We start from the raw sequence: 15231 nt of genomic DNA, 5'->3' as shown, positions 1-15231 counted from the left end.
TGCCGGGTTACCCACGAATTCAAGCCTGCGTTCGGCCAGCGTGGTTTAACGGGGCGCCTAAGATCAAAAGCAGATCAAGATCAAGATCAAGAGCGACTCGCTTCGCATCGTGGTTACGGTTGGGCGCTACAGAGTGTGCCAGTCAATACTCTTGTGACTGATCCACCGCTATCGGGGGCAAGCCCCCTCCCACATTTGGATCTGGGCGTCCGCCGGCATAAGGTTAAACGTTTTTTGTCCTACAAAAATGCCTTTAAACCCGACAGGCTCCGGGATCTGGCCTAGACTCACGACCGATGGGTCCCTTCCAAAACAAAAACCCCGCAAAAAAACTAAACTTTTCAACTCGGCCCCTGGTCAAGTTTTAAGGCAAGGCGAGCACTCCGCGATTCACGCTACATGCCCGTCCATCCAATCTTTTTAGTTATCCGAGCAACTGGCATACGCCTTGCCAGATTGTCGTGCGCTTGTGCGCTTGGCCGCAGGAAGCGGTCATCGAGCTAATGGCAGCGGGCCACTAGCTAACCAACACGTTGGAGAGAATTATGATCAGTGCCGCAGCAAGTATTCAGGGAGAGCGTGTTAGTCAGCCAGTTGGCGGGTCGACCCCTTTGGTCGTCGACCTCAACACGGTGCGGCCGGTGTCCAGTCATAACCCCAACCGAAAGAAGGTGCTGTTTGTCACGTCCGAGTTTGCCGACCTGGTGAAAACCGGCGGCCTGGGCGATGTGTCGGCGGCCCTGCCCCGTGCCATGGCTCACTTGCACGATGTGCGTGTGCTGATTCCCGGTTACCCGCAAGTGATGGAAAGCGACAACCCGATTCACATCATTGGCGAACTGGGTGGCCACGCTGCGCTGCCGCCGTGCAAGATCGGGCGCATGGACCTCAAGGACGGCCTGGTCATCTATGTGCTGATCTGTCCCGAGCTGTACGAGCGCGAAGGTACACCCTACGGTGCCAACAATGGCCGCGACTGGCCGGACAATCACATCCGCTTCGCCCGTCTGGGCCTGGCCGCCGCCGACATGGCCGCCAACCTGGCACAGATCCACTGGTGCCCGGACCTGGTGCACGCCCACGACTGGCCCGCTGGCCTGGCCCCGGCGTATATGCACTGGCGTGGTTCACGCACCCCGACCCTGTTCACTATTCATAACCTCGCCTACCAGGGCGTGGTAAGCCTGGGTTGCACCCCGGAACTGGGCATTCCGCCCCATGCGCTGCAACAGGAAGGCATGGAGTTCTACGGCAAGATGTCGTTTCTCAAGGCCGGCATGGCTTATTCCAGCCATATCACCACGGTCAGCGCCACCTATGCCCAGGAAATCACCACGCCGGAATTCGGCTGCGGCCTGGACGGCTTCCTCGCCAGCAAGACCCAGCAGGGCCTGCTCAGCGGCATTCCCAACGGGATCGACGAAAGCTGGGAAACCTCCACCGACACCCACCTGACCCACAACTTCAATATCGGTGACTGGGAAGGCAAGGCCATCAACGCCGCCCACGTGCGCGAACTGTTCGGCCTGCACGATTCCACCGGCCCTTTGTTTGCCGTGGTTTCGCGACTGGTCTACCAGAAAGGCCTGGACCTGACCGAGGCAGTCGCCAGCTTCATTGTCGAAAACGGTGGCCAGATCGCGATCATCGGGCGCGGCGAGCCGGAAGAGGAACACGCCATGCGTGAACTGGCGCTGCGCTTCCCGGGCCAGGTCGGCGTGCGCATCGGCTTCAACGAAACCGACGCCCGCCGCATGTTCGCCGGCAGCGACTTCCTGTTGATGCCTTCGCGTTATGAGCCCTGCGGCCTGAGCCAGATGTATGCGCAGCGTTTCGGCTCGTTGCCGGTGGCGCGCAACACCGGTGGCCTGGCCGACACCATTGAAGACGGCGTAACCGGTTTTCTGTTCAACGAATCCACCGTCGACAGCTACAAAGCCGCCCTGGAGCGCGCGTTCAAAGTGTTCTCCTTCCCCGGCCTGCTCAACGCCATGCGCAGCCGCGCCATGACCCAACCGTTCAACTGGTCGCAGGCGGTGGAACCCTACGCCGAGCTGTACGAACAACTGGTGGTTAAAGCACTGGGGAAATCGACTAAATAATCAAGAGAGGTCTTCATAGATGCCGTTACGGACTTTGGAAACCTGGCCCCACGGCGCACTGATGCTGGACGCGCAACACACGCGTTTCGCCTTGTGGGCGCCAGACGCGTTTTATGTCAGCGTTGAATTGCAAGAAGGAAAATCCATCGCCATGCTGCCCCAGGCAGATGGCTGGTTTGAAGTCGAAATAGCCTGCCCCGCCGGGACGCTCTATCGCTTCAATATCGACGGGGAACGCGAAGTTCCCGACCCCGCATCCAGGGCCCAGGCCCTGGATGTGCACGGTTGGAGCCGCGTGGTCGACCCGCTCGCCTATCAATGGCGGCACACCCACTGGCAAGGGCGCCCCTGGCATGAGGCGGTGATCTACGAACTGCACGTCGGCGCGATGGGCGGTTACGCCGAAGTCGAGAAGCACCTGCCGCGCCTGGCCGAGCTGGGCGTGACCGCCATCGAATTGATGCCGCTCGCGCAGTTCCCCGGTGAGCGCAACTGGGGCTACGACGGTGTACTGCCCTACGCCCCGCAAGCAACCTACGGCTCCCCCGAACAACTCAAGCACCTGATCGACAGCGCCCACGAGCACGGCCTGGCGGTGATCCTTGACGTGGTCTACAACCACTTCGGTCCCGATGGCAACTACCTGGGCCAGTACGCCAAGGGCTTTTTCCAGGAAGACGTGCACACCCCCTGGGGCGCGGGGATTGATTTCGAACGCCGCGAAGTGCGGGATTTCTTCCTCGATAACGCCCTGATGTGGCTGCTGGAATACCGCTTCGACGGCCTGCGGCTGGACGCAGTGCACGCCATCGACAACCCCGGCTTCCTCCAGGAGCTGGCGCAGCAAGTACGCCAGCAAGTCGACACCGGGCGCCACGTATGGCTGATGCTGGAAAACGAGCTGAACCAGGCCGGCCTGCTCCAACATGATTTCGACGCACAATGGAACGATGACTTCCACAACGTGCTGCACGTGCTGCTCACCGGCGAAACCGACGCCTACTACAGCGACTTCGCCGAGCAGCCCACGGCCAAATTGGCGCGCTGCCTGGGTGAAGGCTTTATCTATCAGGGCCAGACCACCCGCCACGGCCATGCACGCGGCGAACCGAGCGGCGAATTGCCTCCTACCGCGTTCGTGGCGTTTTTACAGAACCACGACCAGATCGGCAATCGGGCCCTGGGCGAACGCCTGCACCTGCTGTGCCCGCCCCAGGCGTTGAAGGCGGCGACCGCGCTGTTGCTGTTGTCGCCGATGATCCCGCTGATGTTCATGGGCGATGAGGTCAATGCTGGCGAGTCTTTCCTGTTCTTCACCGACCATCACGGGGAACTGGCAGAGGCTGTACGTGAAGGTCGACGCAACGAGTTTGCCGATTTCGCCGCGTTTCATGACCCCGAGCAGCGCGAACGCATCCCCGATCCCAACGCCTTGACGACCTTCCTGCAATCCAGGCCAACCCTGGTGGAAAACGAGCATGCCCAGCTCTATCGACATTTATTGAGCCTGCGCCATCAATACGTAGTGCCTCATCTGCCTGGCAGCGCGGCCCTCGGCGCGCAGGTGCTGGCTGACAGTGCCGTTAGCGCGCGCTGGCGCCTGGGCAATGGCAGCGTGTTGCAAATCGATCTGAACCTGAGCACCGAGCCCGTCGATCAGCCGGCTTCGCCCCACGTGATTTTTCAAACGCCTGCCGACCCTGCGGCGGCGCAGTTGCCGCCCTTCAGCGCACGCGTGTCCCTATTCCCTGCTGGAGAACAGTCTTGAGTGAAGCGAACCTGGAAATACTCGCCAGCCGCGCGGGCCTGGCCGTCGATTGGATCGATGCCAATGGTCGCCCACAACATGTGAAACCCGACGCCCTGCGCGCCGTGCTCAAGGGGCTGGGTCACCCGGCCGATACCGAGGCCGAAATCGAGGCCAGCCTGCAGTCGTTGGAACACGTACAGCAGGATAAGCATCTGCCCCCGCTGATCACCGTCGACAGCGGCGAAGGCCTGGACCTGGCGCGTTTCTTTGCCCCGGACACGCCGTGCCGCGTGCAGTTGGAAGATGGCGAAAGCCTGGAACTGCGTCTGGATGGTGATGCCGTGCTGCCCGGCGTGATCGCCCTTGGCTACCATCAGGCGCATATCGACGGCCAGACGTTCACCCTCGCCGTCGCCCCCGCCCAGTGCTACAGCGTGGCCGAAGCGGTGCAAAATGACCCCGCCCGCGCCTGGGGCATCAGCGCCCAGCTCTACTCGCTGCGCCGCCTCGGCGACGGGGGGTTCGGCGACACCCTGGCCCTGGAGCACCTGGCCCGTTCGGCCGCCGAACGCGGGGCCGACGCCGTGGCGATCAGCCCGATGCATGCGATGTTCAGCGCCGATGCCGAGCGCTACAGCCCCTACTCGCCTTCCAGCCGGCTGTTTCTCAACAGCTTGTATGCCTCGCCCGGGTGCATCCTGGGTGAACGTGAAGTGCGCAATGCCATCGAGGCCACAGGCCTGGCCGATGAACTGCACGACCTTGAACAGCTCACGCTGATCGACTGGCCCGCCGCCGCCAAAGCCAAGCAGCGCCTGCTGCGCGCCCTGTATGACGACTTCCGCCACGGCCACCACCCGCAACATGCCGATTTCCAGAGCTTCCGTCAGGCTGGCGGCGAAGCCCTGGAAAACCACTGCCGTTTCGAAGCGGTGCAGGCATTGCGCGCCGCCGCCGGGGAAGACCTCGACTGGCGTCACTGGCCGCAAGACTGGCGTACGCCGCAGAGCCCGGCGCTGGCGCAGTTTGCCGAGGAGCACCGTGATGAAATCGGCTATTTCGCTTTCACCCAGTGGTTGATCGCCCGCAGTTTGCAGCGCGCACAACAGGCCGCGCGTGGCAGCGGCATGGGTATCGGCCTGATCGCCGACCTGGCGGTGGGTGCGGACGGCGGTGGCAGCCAGGCATGGAGTCGCCAGGACGAATTGCTCGCCGACCTCACCGTCGGCGCGCCACCGGACATTCTCAACCGTGCAGGCCAGGGTTGGGGCATTTCCGCGTTTTCCCCCGAGGGGCTCAAACGCCACGGTTTCCGTGCCTTTATTGAAATGCTGCGGGCTAACTTCGCGCACGCGGGCGGGCTGCGAATCGACCATGTGATGGGCCTGCAACGCCTGTGGGTCATCCCCAACGGGGCTTCACCGCGCGAAGGCGCCTACCTGTATTACCCGGTGGACGACATGCTGCGGCTGTTGGCCCTCGAATCCCATCGTCACCAGGCCATTGTCCTCGGTGAGGACCTCGGCACCGTACCCGACGGCCTGCGTGAAAAACTCAGCAGCCGGGCAATTCTGGGCATGCGTGTATTGCTGTTCGAGCAAAACCATGAAGGCCAGTTCAGGCCGATCCTCGACTGGCCCGACAACGCCCTGGCCACCACCAGCACTCACGACTTGCCGACGCTCAACGGCTGGTGGCACAGCCGTGACATCGAATGGAATATCGAACTGGGCCTGATCGACGCGCCGACCGTGGATCAATGGAGCGAACACCGTCTGCGCGAACGCCAGGCATTGCGCCAGGCCTTGAGCCAGGACCCGCAGAACTTTGTCGATGAGATCCGCAACGACACCGACCACATGATCGATGCCAGCGTGCGCTACCTCGGCCACACCCGTGCGCCGCTGGTGCTGCTGCCCCTGGAGGATGCCCTGGGCATGGAAGAACAACCCAACCTGCCCGGCACCACCGACACCCACCCCAACTGGCGCCGCCGCCTGCCCGGTGAAGCGTCCAGCCTGCTCGACAATGCCGGCGCCGCGCGCCGCCTCGAGCTGCTGGCCGTCGCGCGCAACCAAGCCTATGAGCGTGACCGATGAAAGCACTGCCCCTGCGCGCCACTCAGCGTCTGCAATTTCATAAAGGCTTCACCCTGGATGATGCGGTGCCGTTGGTGCCGTATTTCGCCCGACTGGGCATCAGTCACCTGTATGCCTCGCCCCTGCTCAAGGCGCGGGCCGGTTCGATGCATGGCTATGACGTGGTCGACCCCACCTGTGTCAACCCGGAACTGGGTGGTGAAGCGGCGTTGCAGCGCTTGGTTGCCGCGTTGCGCGAACACGACATGGGCCTGATCCTCGACATCGTCTCCAACCATATGGCCGTGGGCGGCGCCGACAACCCCTGGTGGCTGGACCTGCTGGAATGGGGACGCTTGAGCCCCTACAGCGAATTCTTCGACATTCAATGGCACTCACCCGACCCGCTGCTCAAGGGCCAACTGCTGATGCCGTTCCTGGGCAACGATTACGGCGAAGCGTTACAGAGCGGCAGCCTGGTGCTGAAGTTCGAGGCGGCGCACGGCGCCTTTTACGTTGAGCACTACGAACATCGTTTCCCGATCTGTCCACGGGACTACGCACTGATCCTGGGCAACGACGAACCGCTCAAGCCGCTGGCCGAGCGCTTCGCCGCCCTGGCGTATCAGGACGATGCCTACGCCGAAGCCGGCTGGCTGAAACAGGCACTGGCCGAGCGAGCCGGCGAGGTATTGCCCGCCATCGAACAGCGCCTCGCCGCGTTCGACGGGCGCACGCCTGAGGGCTTCGCCCGCCTGCATCAGTTGCTGGAAGAACAGAGCTACCGCCTCGCCAGTTGGCGCACGGCGGCGGACGACATCAACTGGCGGCGCTTCTTCGACGTCAACGAACTGGGTGGCCTGCGCGTCGAGCGCACGGCGGTGTTCGAGGCCACGCACGGGAAAATTTTCGAGTTGATCAGCGCAGGCCTGATCGATGGCCTGCGCATCGACCATATCGACGGGCTGGCCGACCCGCGTGGTTACTGCCGCAAGCTGCGGCGCCGGGTGGATGCGCTGTCGCCGCAGCGGCATTTGCCGATCTTCGTGGAAAAAATCCTCGGTGAAGGCGAGACCCTGCGCGAAGACTGGCAAGTGGACGGCACTACCGGCTACGAATTCATGAACCAGCTGTCATTGCTGCAGCATCACCCGGACGGTTTCGCGCCTCTCGCCGAGTTATGGTCGCGCCACAGCGAACGGCCGTCGGCGTTTATCGAAGAGGCGCGGCTGGCCCGCCAGCAAATCCTCAACGGTTCATTGGGCGGCGATTTCGAGAGTGTGGCCCAGGCGCTGTTGCAAGTGGCCCGTGACGACGTAATGACCCGCGACCTGACCCTGGGCGCGATCCGCCGCGCGTTACAGGAACTGATCGTGCATTTTCCGGTGTACCGCACCTACATCAGCGCTCGCGGGCGCAGCGCGGCTGACGACAAGATCTTCCAGCAGGCCATGGAGGGCGCGCGCAGCACCCTGAACGAGGGCGACTGGCCGGTACTCGATCACCTGGAACAATGGCTGGGTGGGCAACCGTGGCGCAATCGCCCGCTGGGCCGTGCGCGCAAGATGCTCAAGCATGCCTGCGTGCGCTTCCAGCAACTGACCTCACCTGCCGCAGCCAAGGCCGTGGAAGACACGGCGTTCTATCGTTCGGCGGTGTTGCTGTCGCGTAACGACGTAGGCTTCAGCACCGAGCAGTTCAGCGCGCCGTTGGCCGATTTTCATGCAGTGAATCAGCAGCGTCTGAAGAGCTTCCCCCATAACTTGCTGGCCACCGCCACCCACGACCATAAACGTGGCGAAGACACCCGTGCGCGTCTGGCGGTACTGAGCGAGTGCGCGCCCTGGTACGCCGAGCAGGTCGAACACTGGCGCAGCCTGGCCGCGCCGTTGCGCGAGACGCCAGACAGCCCCTCGGCGGGCGACGAGTTGATCCTTTATCAAGTGCTGCTCGGCAGTTGGCCGCTGGAGCCGAACCCTGACCTTGAGGCCTATCAGCAACGCCTCTGGCAGTGGCAACAGAAAGCGCTGCGCGAAGCCAAGCTGCAAAGCAGCTGGAGCGCGCCGAACGAGGCATACGAGCGCGGCGTCGAGACCTTTGTGCAGCGTGTATTGCTCAGTGAAACCGGCAAGCCGTTGCGCGACGCTCTTGCCGGCGCAGCCCAGGCCATCGCTCCCGCCGGCGCCTTGAACGGGCTGGCGCAGACCTTGCTTCATCTGAGCGTGCCGGGTGTGCCGGACGTGTACCAGGGCGATGAGTACTGGGACTTCAGCCTGGTCGACCCGGACAACCGGCGCCCGGTGGACTTCCAGGCGCGGCAACGTGCCCTGGAAAACCCGGCGGACATCGGTGAACTGCTGTCCAGCTGGCGCGACGGGCGTATCAAGCAGGCGGTGATCGGGCAAGTACTCGCCTTGCGCAAGGCTAACGTCGAGCTGTTCAGCGACGGCGCCTACACCGCTCTGGAGGTGGTTGGCCCACTGGCCGATCATGTCGTTGCGTTCTGCCGCGAACTTCACGGCAAACACGTGTTGGTGGTGGTGCCTCGCTGGCCCCGGCGCCTGCTCGAAAATGCGCTGCTGCCCCTGATTCCTGCCCAGGTTTGGGGCGATACGCGGGTGAAATTACCGTTCGCCGCCACAACTCAAAACTGGAAGGGACTTTTTCAGACAAGCGCAGTCACACCAGACAAGGAGCTGTTGATCAGCGCTGCCCTGGGGGATTTCCCGGTCAATGTCTTTATCAATGCCGATATTCAAGAAAGCTGAACATTTTCTGAGGAGTGTGTGATGAGTAATGAAGACAAACGCATCCGCGAACTGGCACACCAGATCTGGGAGTCCGAAGGCAAGCCCCACGGTGAAGATGCGCGTCACTGGGAAATGGCACGCAAGCTGGCCGAAGCCGAGGCATTGACGCCAAGCAAGCCCAAGCCGGCCGCCAAGCCCAAGACCGCGCCCAAGCCTGCGGCCAAAGCCAAGCCGGCGCCCGCCGCTGCCAAACCTGCGCCGAAGAAGCCCGCGGCACCGAAGAAACCCAAGCCCTAAGCTCATCGATCGCCGCGCCTCCTGACCGCATTGCCGTCAGGGGGCCCTCAACTGTCTACGTCATACGCTGAATAACTGTCAGTACGGCCGCGTTCGGCCCGAAAAAAGAATCCTTGCAGGAGCAACACCATGAGCAAACCCGATAAAGCCTCAACCACGCCGGACCATGAGCCGTCGCGGATTCGTGAAGGTTTGCCCTTCCCGCTCGGCGCCACCTGGGACGGCCTGGGCGTCAACTTTGCGCTGTTTTCAGCCAACGCCACCAAGGTCGAGCTGTGCCTGTTCGACGATGCCGGCGAAGTGGAACTGGAGCGCATCGAGCTGCCCGAGTACACCGATGAAATCTTCCACGGCTACCTGCCCGACGCCCATCCCGGGCTGATTTACGGCTACCGTGTGTATGGCCCTTACGACCCGGAAAACGGCCATCGCTTCAACCACAACAAATTGCTGATCGACCCCTATGCCAAGCAACTGGTGGGCGAACTCAAATGGTCCGAAGCGCTGTTTGGCTACACCATCGGCCACCCCGACGACGACCTCAGCTTCGACGAGCGCGACAGCGCGCCGTTCGTGCCCAAGTGCAAGGTCATCGACCCGGCGCACACCTGGGGCAATGACCAGCCGGTGCGCGTGCCATGGGACCGCACGATCATCTATGAAACCCACCTGCGCGGCATCAGCATGCGCCATCCTTCGGTCGGCGAATCCGTGCGCGGCACCTGCGCCGGGCTGATGGAAGACGACGTGCTCAAGCATATCCGTCAGTTGGGGGTGTCTTCGGTCGAGCTGTTGCCCGTCCATGCCTTCGTCAACGACCAGCATCTGCTGGAAAAAGGCATGACCAACTACTGGGGCTACAACAGCATTGCGTTTTTTGCGCCCGACCCGCGCTACCTGGCCAGCGGCAAGATCGCCGAGTTCAAGGAGATGGTCGCGCACCTGCATGAGCAGAAGCTCGAGGTGATCCTCGACGTGGTCTACAACCACACCGCCGAAGGCAACGAGCGCGGCCCTACCCTGTCCATGCGCGGCATCGACAACGCCTCGTACTACCGCCTGATGCCCGACGAAAAGCGCTTCTACATCAATGATTCCGGCACGGGCAACACCCTGGACCTGAGTCACCCGTGCGTGCTGCAGATGGTCACCGACTCCCTGCGTTACTGGGCGACCGAGATGCACGTCGATGGTTTCCGCTTTGACCTGGCGACCATCCTCGGACGCTATCGCGACGGCTTTGACGAACGTCACAGCTTCCTCGTGGCGTGCCGCCAGGACCCTATCCTGCGTCAGCTCAAACTCATCGCCGAACCCTGGGACTGCGGACCGGGCGGCTATCAGGTGGGCAATTTCCCACCGGGCTGGGCGGAATGGAACGACCGTTTCCGCGACACCGTGCGCGCCTTCTGGAAAGGCGATGACGGCCAGTTGGCGGACTTCGCCGGGCGCATGACCGCCTCGGGCGAAATGTTCAACCACCGTGGGCGCCGACCTTACAGCTCGGTGAACTTCATCACCGCCCATGACGGGTTCACCCTGCATGACCTGGTGTCCTACAACGACAAGCACAACGAAGCCAACGACGAGAACAACCAGGACGGCAGCAATAACAACCTGTCGTGGAACCATGGTGTCGAAGGCCCTACCGAAGATCCGGAAATCAACGCGTTGCGTCTGCGCCAGATGCGCAACTTCTTCGCCACCCTGCTGCTGGCCCAAGGCACGCCGATGATCGTGGCCGGCGATGAATTCGCCCGCACCCAGCATGGCAACAACAATGCTTATTGCCAGGACAGTGAGATCGGTTGGGTCAACTGGGAACTGGACGACGACGGCAAGGCGCTGCTCAAGTTCGTCAAGCGCCTGATCAAGTTGCGCCTGGCGTACCCGATCCTGCGCCGTGGGCGCTTCCTGGTCGGCGACTATAACGAAGATATCGGCGTAAAAGACGTCACCTGGCTGGCCCCGGATGGCAACGAAATGACCACCGAGCAGTGGGAAGACAGCCATGGTCGTTGCCTGGGCATGCTGATGGATGGTCGCGCCCAGGAGACCGGGATTCGACGTGCCGGCGCCGACGCGACGTTGCTGCTGGTGGTCAACGCCCATCACGACATGGTCAATTTCCGCCTGCCACCGGTGCCCCAGGGCGAGTACTGGAATTGCCTGCTCGATACCAATGACCCGGCAGTCCGTGGCCAGGAGCGTTTTGAGTTTGAGCACGAGTACGCTGCAACCGGCCGCTCGCTGCTTCTGTTTGAGCTGCATCACGACGACGAGGTGTGAAATGGCGTTGCACGGATTCCTTTCCGGCTACCGGGGCTATGCGAATACGCAAGCCCTGGGTAATGCCTTAAGGGACCTTCAGGAAGAAGGCCTGGACCAACTGCCCTTGCCCGGCAGCGGCCAGACGCTGGAGCGTTACAGCGGGCTGGCGCAAGTCGCCGGACATGACCTGCGTTTGTGCAAGCTGTTCGAGGGCCACGCCGACGCCCTGGCGATCATTGCCGAGCTCGACAGCCCGCTGCCGCCGTTGGGCAGCATCTGGGGGATGTGGGCCGCCGAGCCGCCGAGCGCCAGGGCGCGCGTGCGGCGCGATGGCCAACGGCTGATTGTCGACGGGCGTAAAGCCTGGTGCTCAGGGGCCTCCGTTGTCTCGCACGGGTTGTTGACCGCGTGGGATGAAGAAGATCGCCAGCAACTGGTTGCCGTGGCGATGGACCAGCCCGGCGTCACGGTGACGGATGAAGGCTGGGATGCGGTAGGCATGGCGGCTACTGGCAGTGTCGAGATCGTCTTCGATGAGGCCCCGGGGCTTGCGGTTGGCGGGCCAGGCGACTACCTGGCCCGCCCGGGCTTCTGGCACGGCGGCATCGGCATTGCGGCGTGCTGGTATGGCGCGGCGCAGCGCCTGGCCGAAGTGTTGCGCGAGCAGTGCGGCAAGCACCCTGAGCCCCATGCCCTGGCCCACCTCGGCGCGGTGGACAGCGCACTCAACAGCGCGGCCTGCGTGCTGCGCGCCAGTGCCGAGCAGGTCGACCAGGCACCGACCGCCGATGCCCGGCTCCTGGCCCAGCAGGTGCGCGCGTGCGTCGAGGAAACCGTCGAGCAGGTGATCCATCACGTCGGGCGCGCCGTCGGTGCGGGGCCTTACTGCAAGGACCCGCACTTCGCCCAATTGATGGCGGACTTGCCGGTGTATGTGCGTCAAAGTCACGCCGAACGCGACCTGGCCGCCCTGGGCGAACAGGTCGCCGGCGAACCGTCAGGGAGGTGGCAGTTATGAAACCCAACCCGATTGTCGGCCAGGGTACGTCGCTGCATTACTGGCAAACCTCGTCGTGCCTGGCTGAATTGCCGCATATCAGCGTTGAACAACTGGTGCCCGAGGGGCGGCGCGCAGTCATCATTGCGCCGCATCCGGACGATGAAGTGCTCGGCTGCGGCGGTTTGCTGCAAGGTCTGGCCGAACTGGGCCGGCCCATTCAACTGATCTCGGTCACCGACGGCAGCGCCAGCCATCCGGGCTCCAAACGGTGGCCGGTGCAACGTCTGAGCGTGGTACGGCCCCAGGAATCGGCCCAGGCGTTGCACCGCCTGGGCTTGCCGCTGCACAGTTTGAAGTGGCTGCGCGCCGGGTTTACCGACAGTAAAGTTGCCGAGCGTGAAGAAGAACTCGCCGCTTTCATCCAGCGCTACCTCAAGCCCGACGATGTGGTGTTCGCCACCTGGCGTGAAGACGGGCATTGCGACCATGAGGCCGTCGGCCGCGCCAGCGCGAAAGCCGCCCAGGCAGTGGGCGCTACGTTGTACGAACTGCCTGTGTGGACCTGGCACTGGGCGACCGCTGAAGATGGCATGGTGCCTTGGGACCGTGCGCGCAAGATCCCTTTGACGTCCGAAAGGGTGGCGCGCAAACGCCATGCCATCCACGCCTTCGCCAGCCAGCTGGAGGGCGACCCGCAGGCCGGTCTGCCGCCTGTATTGGCGCCCTATATAGTGGAGCGTTTGCTGCAACCTTTTGAAGTGGTGTTCGTGTGAGCGTGACGACCCCTTATTTCGACCGGATGTTCGCCGGCAACGACGACCCGTGGGCGTTTCGTCAACGCTGGTACGAGCAACGCAAACGCGCATTGACCCTGGCCATCCTGACCCGGGCGCGCTACACCTCGGTGTTCGAACCCGGCTGCGCCAATGGCGAGTTGAGCGCCGAGCTGGCGGCGCGTTGTGATCGCTTGCTGTGCTGCGATACGGCGAGCGCTGCGGTGGCGCTGGCCAGCAAGCGGCTGGCCGGGTTTTCCAACGTGCAGATAGAGCAGCGCTGTTTGCCCGAACAGTGGCCATCGGGGCAATTCGAGCTCATCGTATTGAGCGAATTCTGTTACTACCTGGACGCCGCTGATCTTGAGCGCCTGGCCGAGCGCTGCCGCGCCGCCCTGGCGCAGGGCGGCCAGCTACTGGCCTGCCATTGGCGACCGCCCATCGAAGGGTGCCCGCAGACCGCCGAACAGGTGCACGCGCTGCTTGAGCAACGACTGGGGCTGCACGCGGTGGTACGCCACCATGAAGACGATTTCCTGCTCGACCTGTGGGGCCGAGATGGCACCTCGGTAGCACGCCTCGAGGGCCTGCGATGATCGGCATCCTGATTCCGGTGCATAACGAAGAAGCGTTGTTGGGCGAATGCCTGAACGCTGCGTCAATCGCCGCCAACCATCCGGGGTTGCAGGGTGAAGCGGTGCACATCCTGGTCGTACTCGACAGTTGCAGCGACGCCAGTGCGACGATTGCCCAAGCGCACGGGGTGCACAGCCTGCCGGTGCAGGCACGTAATGTCGGGCATGCCCGCGGTGCGGGGGCGCGGCATCTGCTGAATCAGGGCGCGCGCTGGATCGCTTGTACGGACGCCGACAGCCGCGTTGCCCCGGACTGGCTGGTGGCGCAATTGGCGCTGGGCTGCGACGCCGTATGCGGCACCGTGACCGTAGACGCCTGGAGCGAGGGCTTCGACGCGGCGGCGCAGATGCGCTATCACCAGGCTTACGAAGCCCGCGACGGGCATCGGCATGTCCACGGCGCCAACCTGGGCGTCAGCGCCAGCGCGTATTTACAGGCGGGTGGCTTTGAACCAGTGGCCTGCCATGAGGATGTGCAATTGGTGCGCAATCTGGAGCGTTGCGGCGCGTCAATCGCCTGGAGCCATTCGCCCCAGGTGATCACCAGCGCGCGCCTGGATTGCCGCGCCCAGGGTGGTTTCGGTGACTACTTGAAGGGCCTGCTGCAGGTTTCGTAAAAATACGACGCTGCGCCCATTCGTCCTTGTCTATGCTCATAACGTCTCGCACAGCGCTCCAGGATCGGAGCGCCGCGCGCTCACCGCAGCCGGAGCCTGGGGTGAGTACAAGAGCGTCAACCGACAAGGATGTAATACCCCATGAGAACTGCCTCGTTAAGCGAGGGCCGTCGCGGCCCCGCGCAAATCTGGAACAGCGCGCCACAGTTGGCGCAGATCCCCGTCATCAGTTTGTCCAGCCTCATACCGCCGGGTGCTCGCGTGGTGGTGATCGCGCCGCACCCGGGCGATGAAGTGCTGATCTGCGGGGGCCTGCTGCAAATGCTCAGCACGCGCCAACACCCCTTGAAACTGATCTCCGTCACCGATGGCAGCGCCAGCCACCCCGGCTCCCGGGTCTGGTCGGCCGGTCGCTTGAGTGTGATTCGCCCCCAGGAAAGCGCCGAGGCCCTACGCCGCCTGGGTATGCCGTTGCACAGCCTGAAATGGATTCGTGGCGGGTTTTGCGACAACGCCCTGGCCAACCACGGGCAACGGATAAGCCAGTTCATCGCCCGATACCTGACGCCAGGTGATGTGGTGTTTACCACGTGGCGCCATGACGGCAACGATGATCACGAAGCCGTCGGCCGTGCCAGCGCCGAGGCATGCAATCGGGTGGGCGCGCAATTGTATGAACTGCCAATGTGGGCCTGGCACTGGCCCGCGCGCGAAGGCTCGGTGATGCCGTGGCAGCGTGCGCGCAAGTTGTGCCTGGACACTTGGAGCGTGGCGCACAAACTCCACGCCTTGCATGCCTATGCCAGCCAGCTCACGGGGGACCCCGCGATCGGCCTGGCGCCGATGCTCGCCCAGGTGTTGCTGGAGCGCATGCGTGAGCCTTACGAAATCGTATTCATCCAGGCACAGGCAGCAAAACGCACTGGCCCTCCCCACGTGTGAAAAATTCGTTAACTGA

Annotated in this window: 11 protein-coding genes; all 11 read left to right on the top strand. The window is 63.3% G+C overall.

All coding sequences use genetic code 11. The features are described 5' to 3' along the window. The first annotated feature begins 545 nt into the window (after nt 1–545). The 11 genes from glgA to BFQ04_RS22050 all read left to right on the top strand — a co-directional run bounded on the left by glgA (nt 546) and on the right by BFQ04_RS22050 (nt 15215). Nucleotides 546–2102: a glycogen synthase GlgA gene (gene glgA / locus BFQ04_RS22100; RefSeq protein WP_065952616.1), complete on the top strand. Its 1557-nt coding sequence runs from the start codon at nt 546–548 to the stop codon at nt 2100–2102. 19 nt (nt 2103–2121) lie between these two features. Beyond that, nucleotides 2122–3870 (top strand): malto-oligosyltrehalose trehalohydrolase, encoded by a 1749-nt coding sequence (treZ, locus tag BFQ04_RS22095; protein ID WP_065952615.1) that lies wholly within the window; start codon nt 2122–2124, stop codon nt 3868–3870. Further along, on the top strand, nt 3867–5951 hold the full coding sequence (gene malQ, locus BFQ04_RS22090; protein ID WP_065952614.1) for a 4-alpha-glucanotransferase: 2085 nt from the start codon (nt 3867–3869) through the stop codon (nt 5949–5951). Before treZ ends, malQ begins: the two co-directional genes overlap by 4 nt. After that, nucleotides 5948–8698: a malto-oligosyltrehalose synthase gene (locus BFQ04_RS22085; protein ID WP_065952613.1), complete on the top strand. Its 2751-nt coding sequence runs from the start codon at nt 5948–5950 to the stop codon at nt 8696–8698. The genes malQ and BFQ04_RS22085 overlap by 4 nt, the downstream gene beginning before the upstream one ends. 21 nt (nt 8699–8719) lie before the next feature. Further along, nucleotides 8720–8977 carry a DUF2934 domain-containing protein gene (locus tag BFQ04_RS22080; RefSeq protein WP_065952612.1) on the top strand — a complete coding sequence of 86 codons (258 nt, stop codon included), beginning with the start codon at nt 8720–8722 and terminating at the stop codon, nt 8975–8977. A 129-nt stretch (nt 8978–9106) separates the two neighbouring features. Next, nucleotides 9107–11266: a glycogen debranching protein GlgX gene (gene glgX / locus BFQ04_RS22075; protein WP_065952611.1), complete on the top strand. Its 2160-nt coding sequence runs from the start codon at nt 9107–9109 to the stop codon at nt 11264–11266. A gap of 1 nt (nt 11267) precedes the next feature. Then, entirely contained in the window at nt 11268–12266 is a 999-nt protein-coding gene (locus tag BFQ04_RS22070) for an acyl-CoA dehydrogenase family protein (protein ID WP_065952610.1), read from the top strand. Continuing rightward, entirely contained in the window at nt 12263–13021 is a 759-nt protein-coding gene (locus BFQ04_RS22065; protein ID WP_065952609.1) for a PIG-L deacetylase family protein, read from the top strand. Before BFQ04_RS22070 ends, BFQ04_RS22065 begins: the two co-directional genes overlap by 4 nt. Continuing rightward, the gene (locus tag BFQ04_RS22060) at nt 13018–13617 is read left to right on the top strand and encodes an SAM-dependent methyltransferase (RefSeq protein WP_065952608.1); all 600 of its coding nucleotides are present in this window, start codon (nt 13018–13020) and stop codon (nt 13615–13617) included. Before BFQ04_RS22065 ends, BFQ04_RS22060 begins: the two co-directional genes overlap by 4 nt. Continuing rightward, nucleotides 13614–14273, top strand: coding sequence for a glycosyltransferase (locus BFQ04_RS22055; protein WP_065952607.1), 660 nt, complete (start codon nt 13614–13616; stop codon nt 14271–14273). The genes BFQ04_RS22060 and BFQ04_RS22055 overlap by 4 nt, the downstream gene beginning before the upstream one ends. A gap of 141 nt (nt 14274–14414) precedes the next feature. After that, nucleotides 14415–15215: a PIG-L deacetylase family protein gene (locus BFQ04_RS22050; protein ID WP_065952606.1), complete on the top strand. Its 801-nt coding sequence runs from the start codon at nt 14415–14417 to the stop codon at nt 15213–15215. Nucleotides 15216–15231 lie beyond the last annotated feature (16 nt).

Origin of the sequence: Pseudomonas sp. 37 R 15, from assembly GCF_900004865.1 — a bacterium.
GTDB classification, from domain to species: Bacteria; Pseudomonadota; Gammaproteobacteria; order Pseudomonadales; family Pseudomonadaceae; genus Aquipseudomonas; species Aquipseudomonas fluorescens_AM.
The sequence above is the reverse complement of the archived record's forward strand: the minus strand, read 5'-3'. Positions and strand labels throughout refer to the sequence as shown.

Bases quoted from the DNA above. Each gene is read 5' to 3' on its own strand.
- glgA (WP_065952616.1), top strand. From the start codon at position 546: ATGATCAGTGCCGCAGCAAGTATTCAGGGAGAGCGTGTTAGTCAGCCA.
- treZ (WP_065952615.1), top strand. From the start codon at position 2,122: ATGCCGTTACGGACTTTGGAAACCTGGCCCCACGGCGCACTGATGCTG.
- BFQ04_RS22085 (WP_065952613.1), top strand. From the start codon at position 5,948: ATGAAAGCACTGCCCCTGCGCGCCACTCAGCGTCTGCAATTTCATAAA.
- BFQ04_RS22080 (WP_065952612.1), top strand. From the start codon at position 8,720: ATGAGTAATGAAGACAAACGCATCCGCGAACTGGCACACCAGATCTGG.
- glgX (WP_065952611.1), top strand. From the start codon at position 9,107: ATGAGCAAACCCGATAAAGCCTCAACCACGCCGGACCATGAGCCGTCG.
- BFQ04_RS22070 (WP_065952610.1), top strand. From the start codon at position 11,268: ATGGCGTTGCACGGATTCCTTTCCGGCTACCGGGGCTATGCGAATACG.
- BFQ04_RS22065 (WP_065952609.1), top strand. From the start codon at position 12,263: ATGAAACCCAACCCGATTGTCGGCCAGGGTACGTCGCTGCATTACTGG.
- BFQ04_RS22055 (WP_065952607.1), top strand. From the start codon at position 13,614: ATGATCGGCATCCTGATTCCGGTGCATAACGAAGAAGCGTTGTTGGGC.
- BFQ04_RS22050 (WP_065952606.1), top strand. From the start codon at position 14,415: ATGAGAACTGCCTCGTTAAGCGAGGGCCGTCGCGGCCCCGCGCAAATC.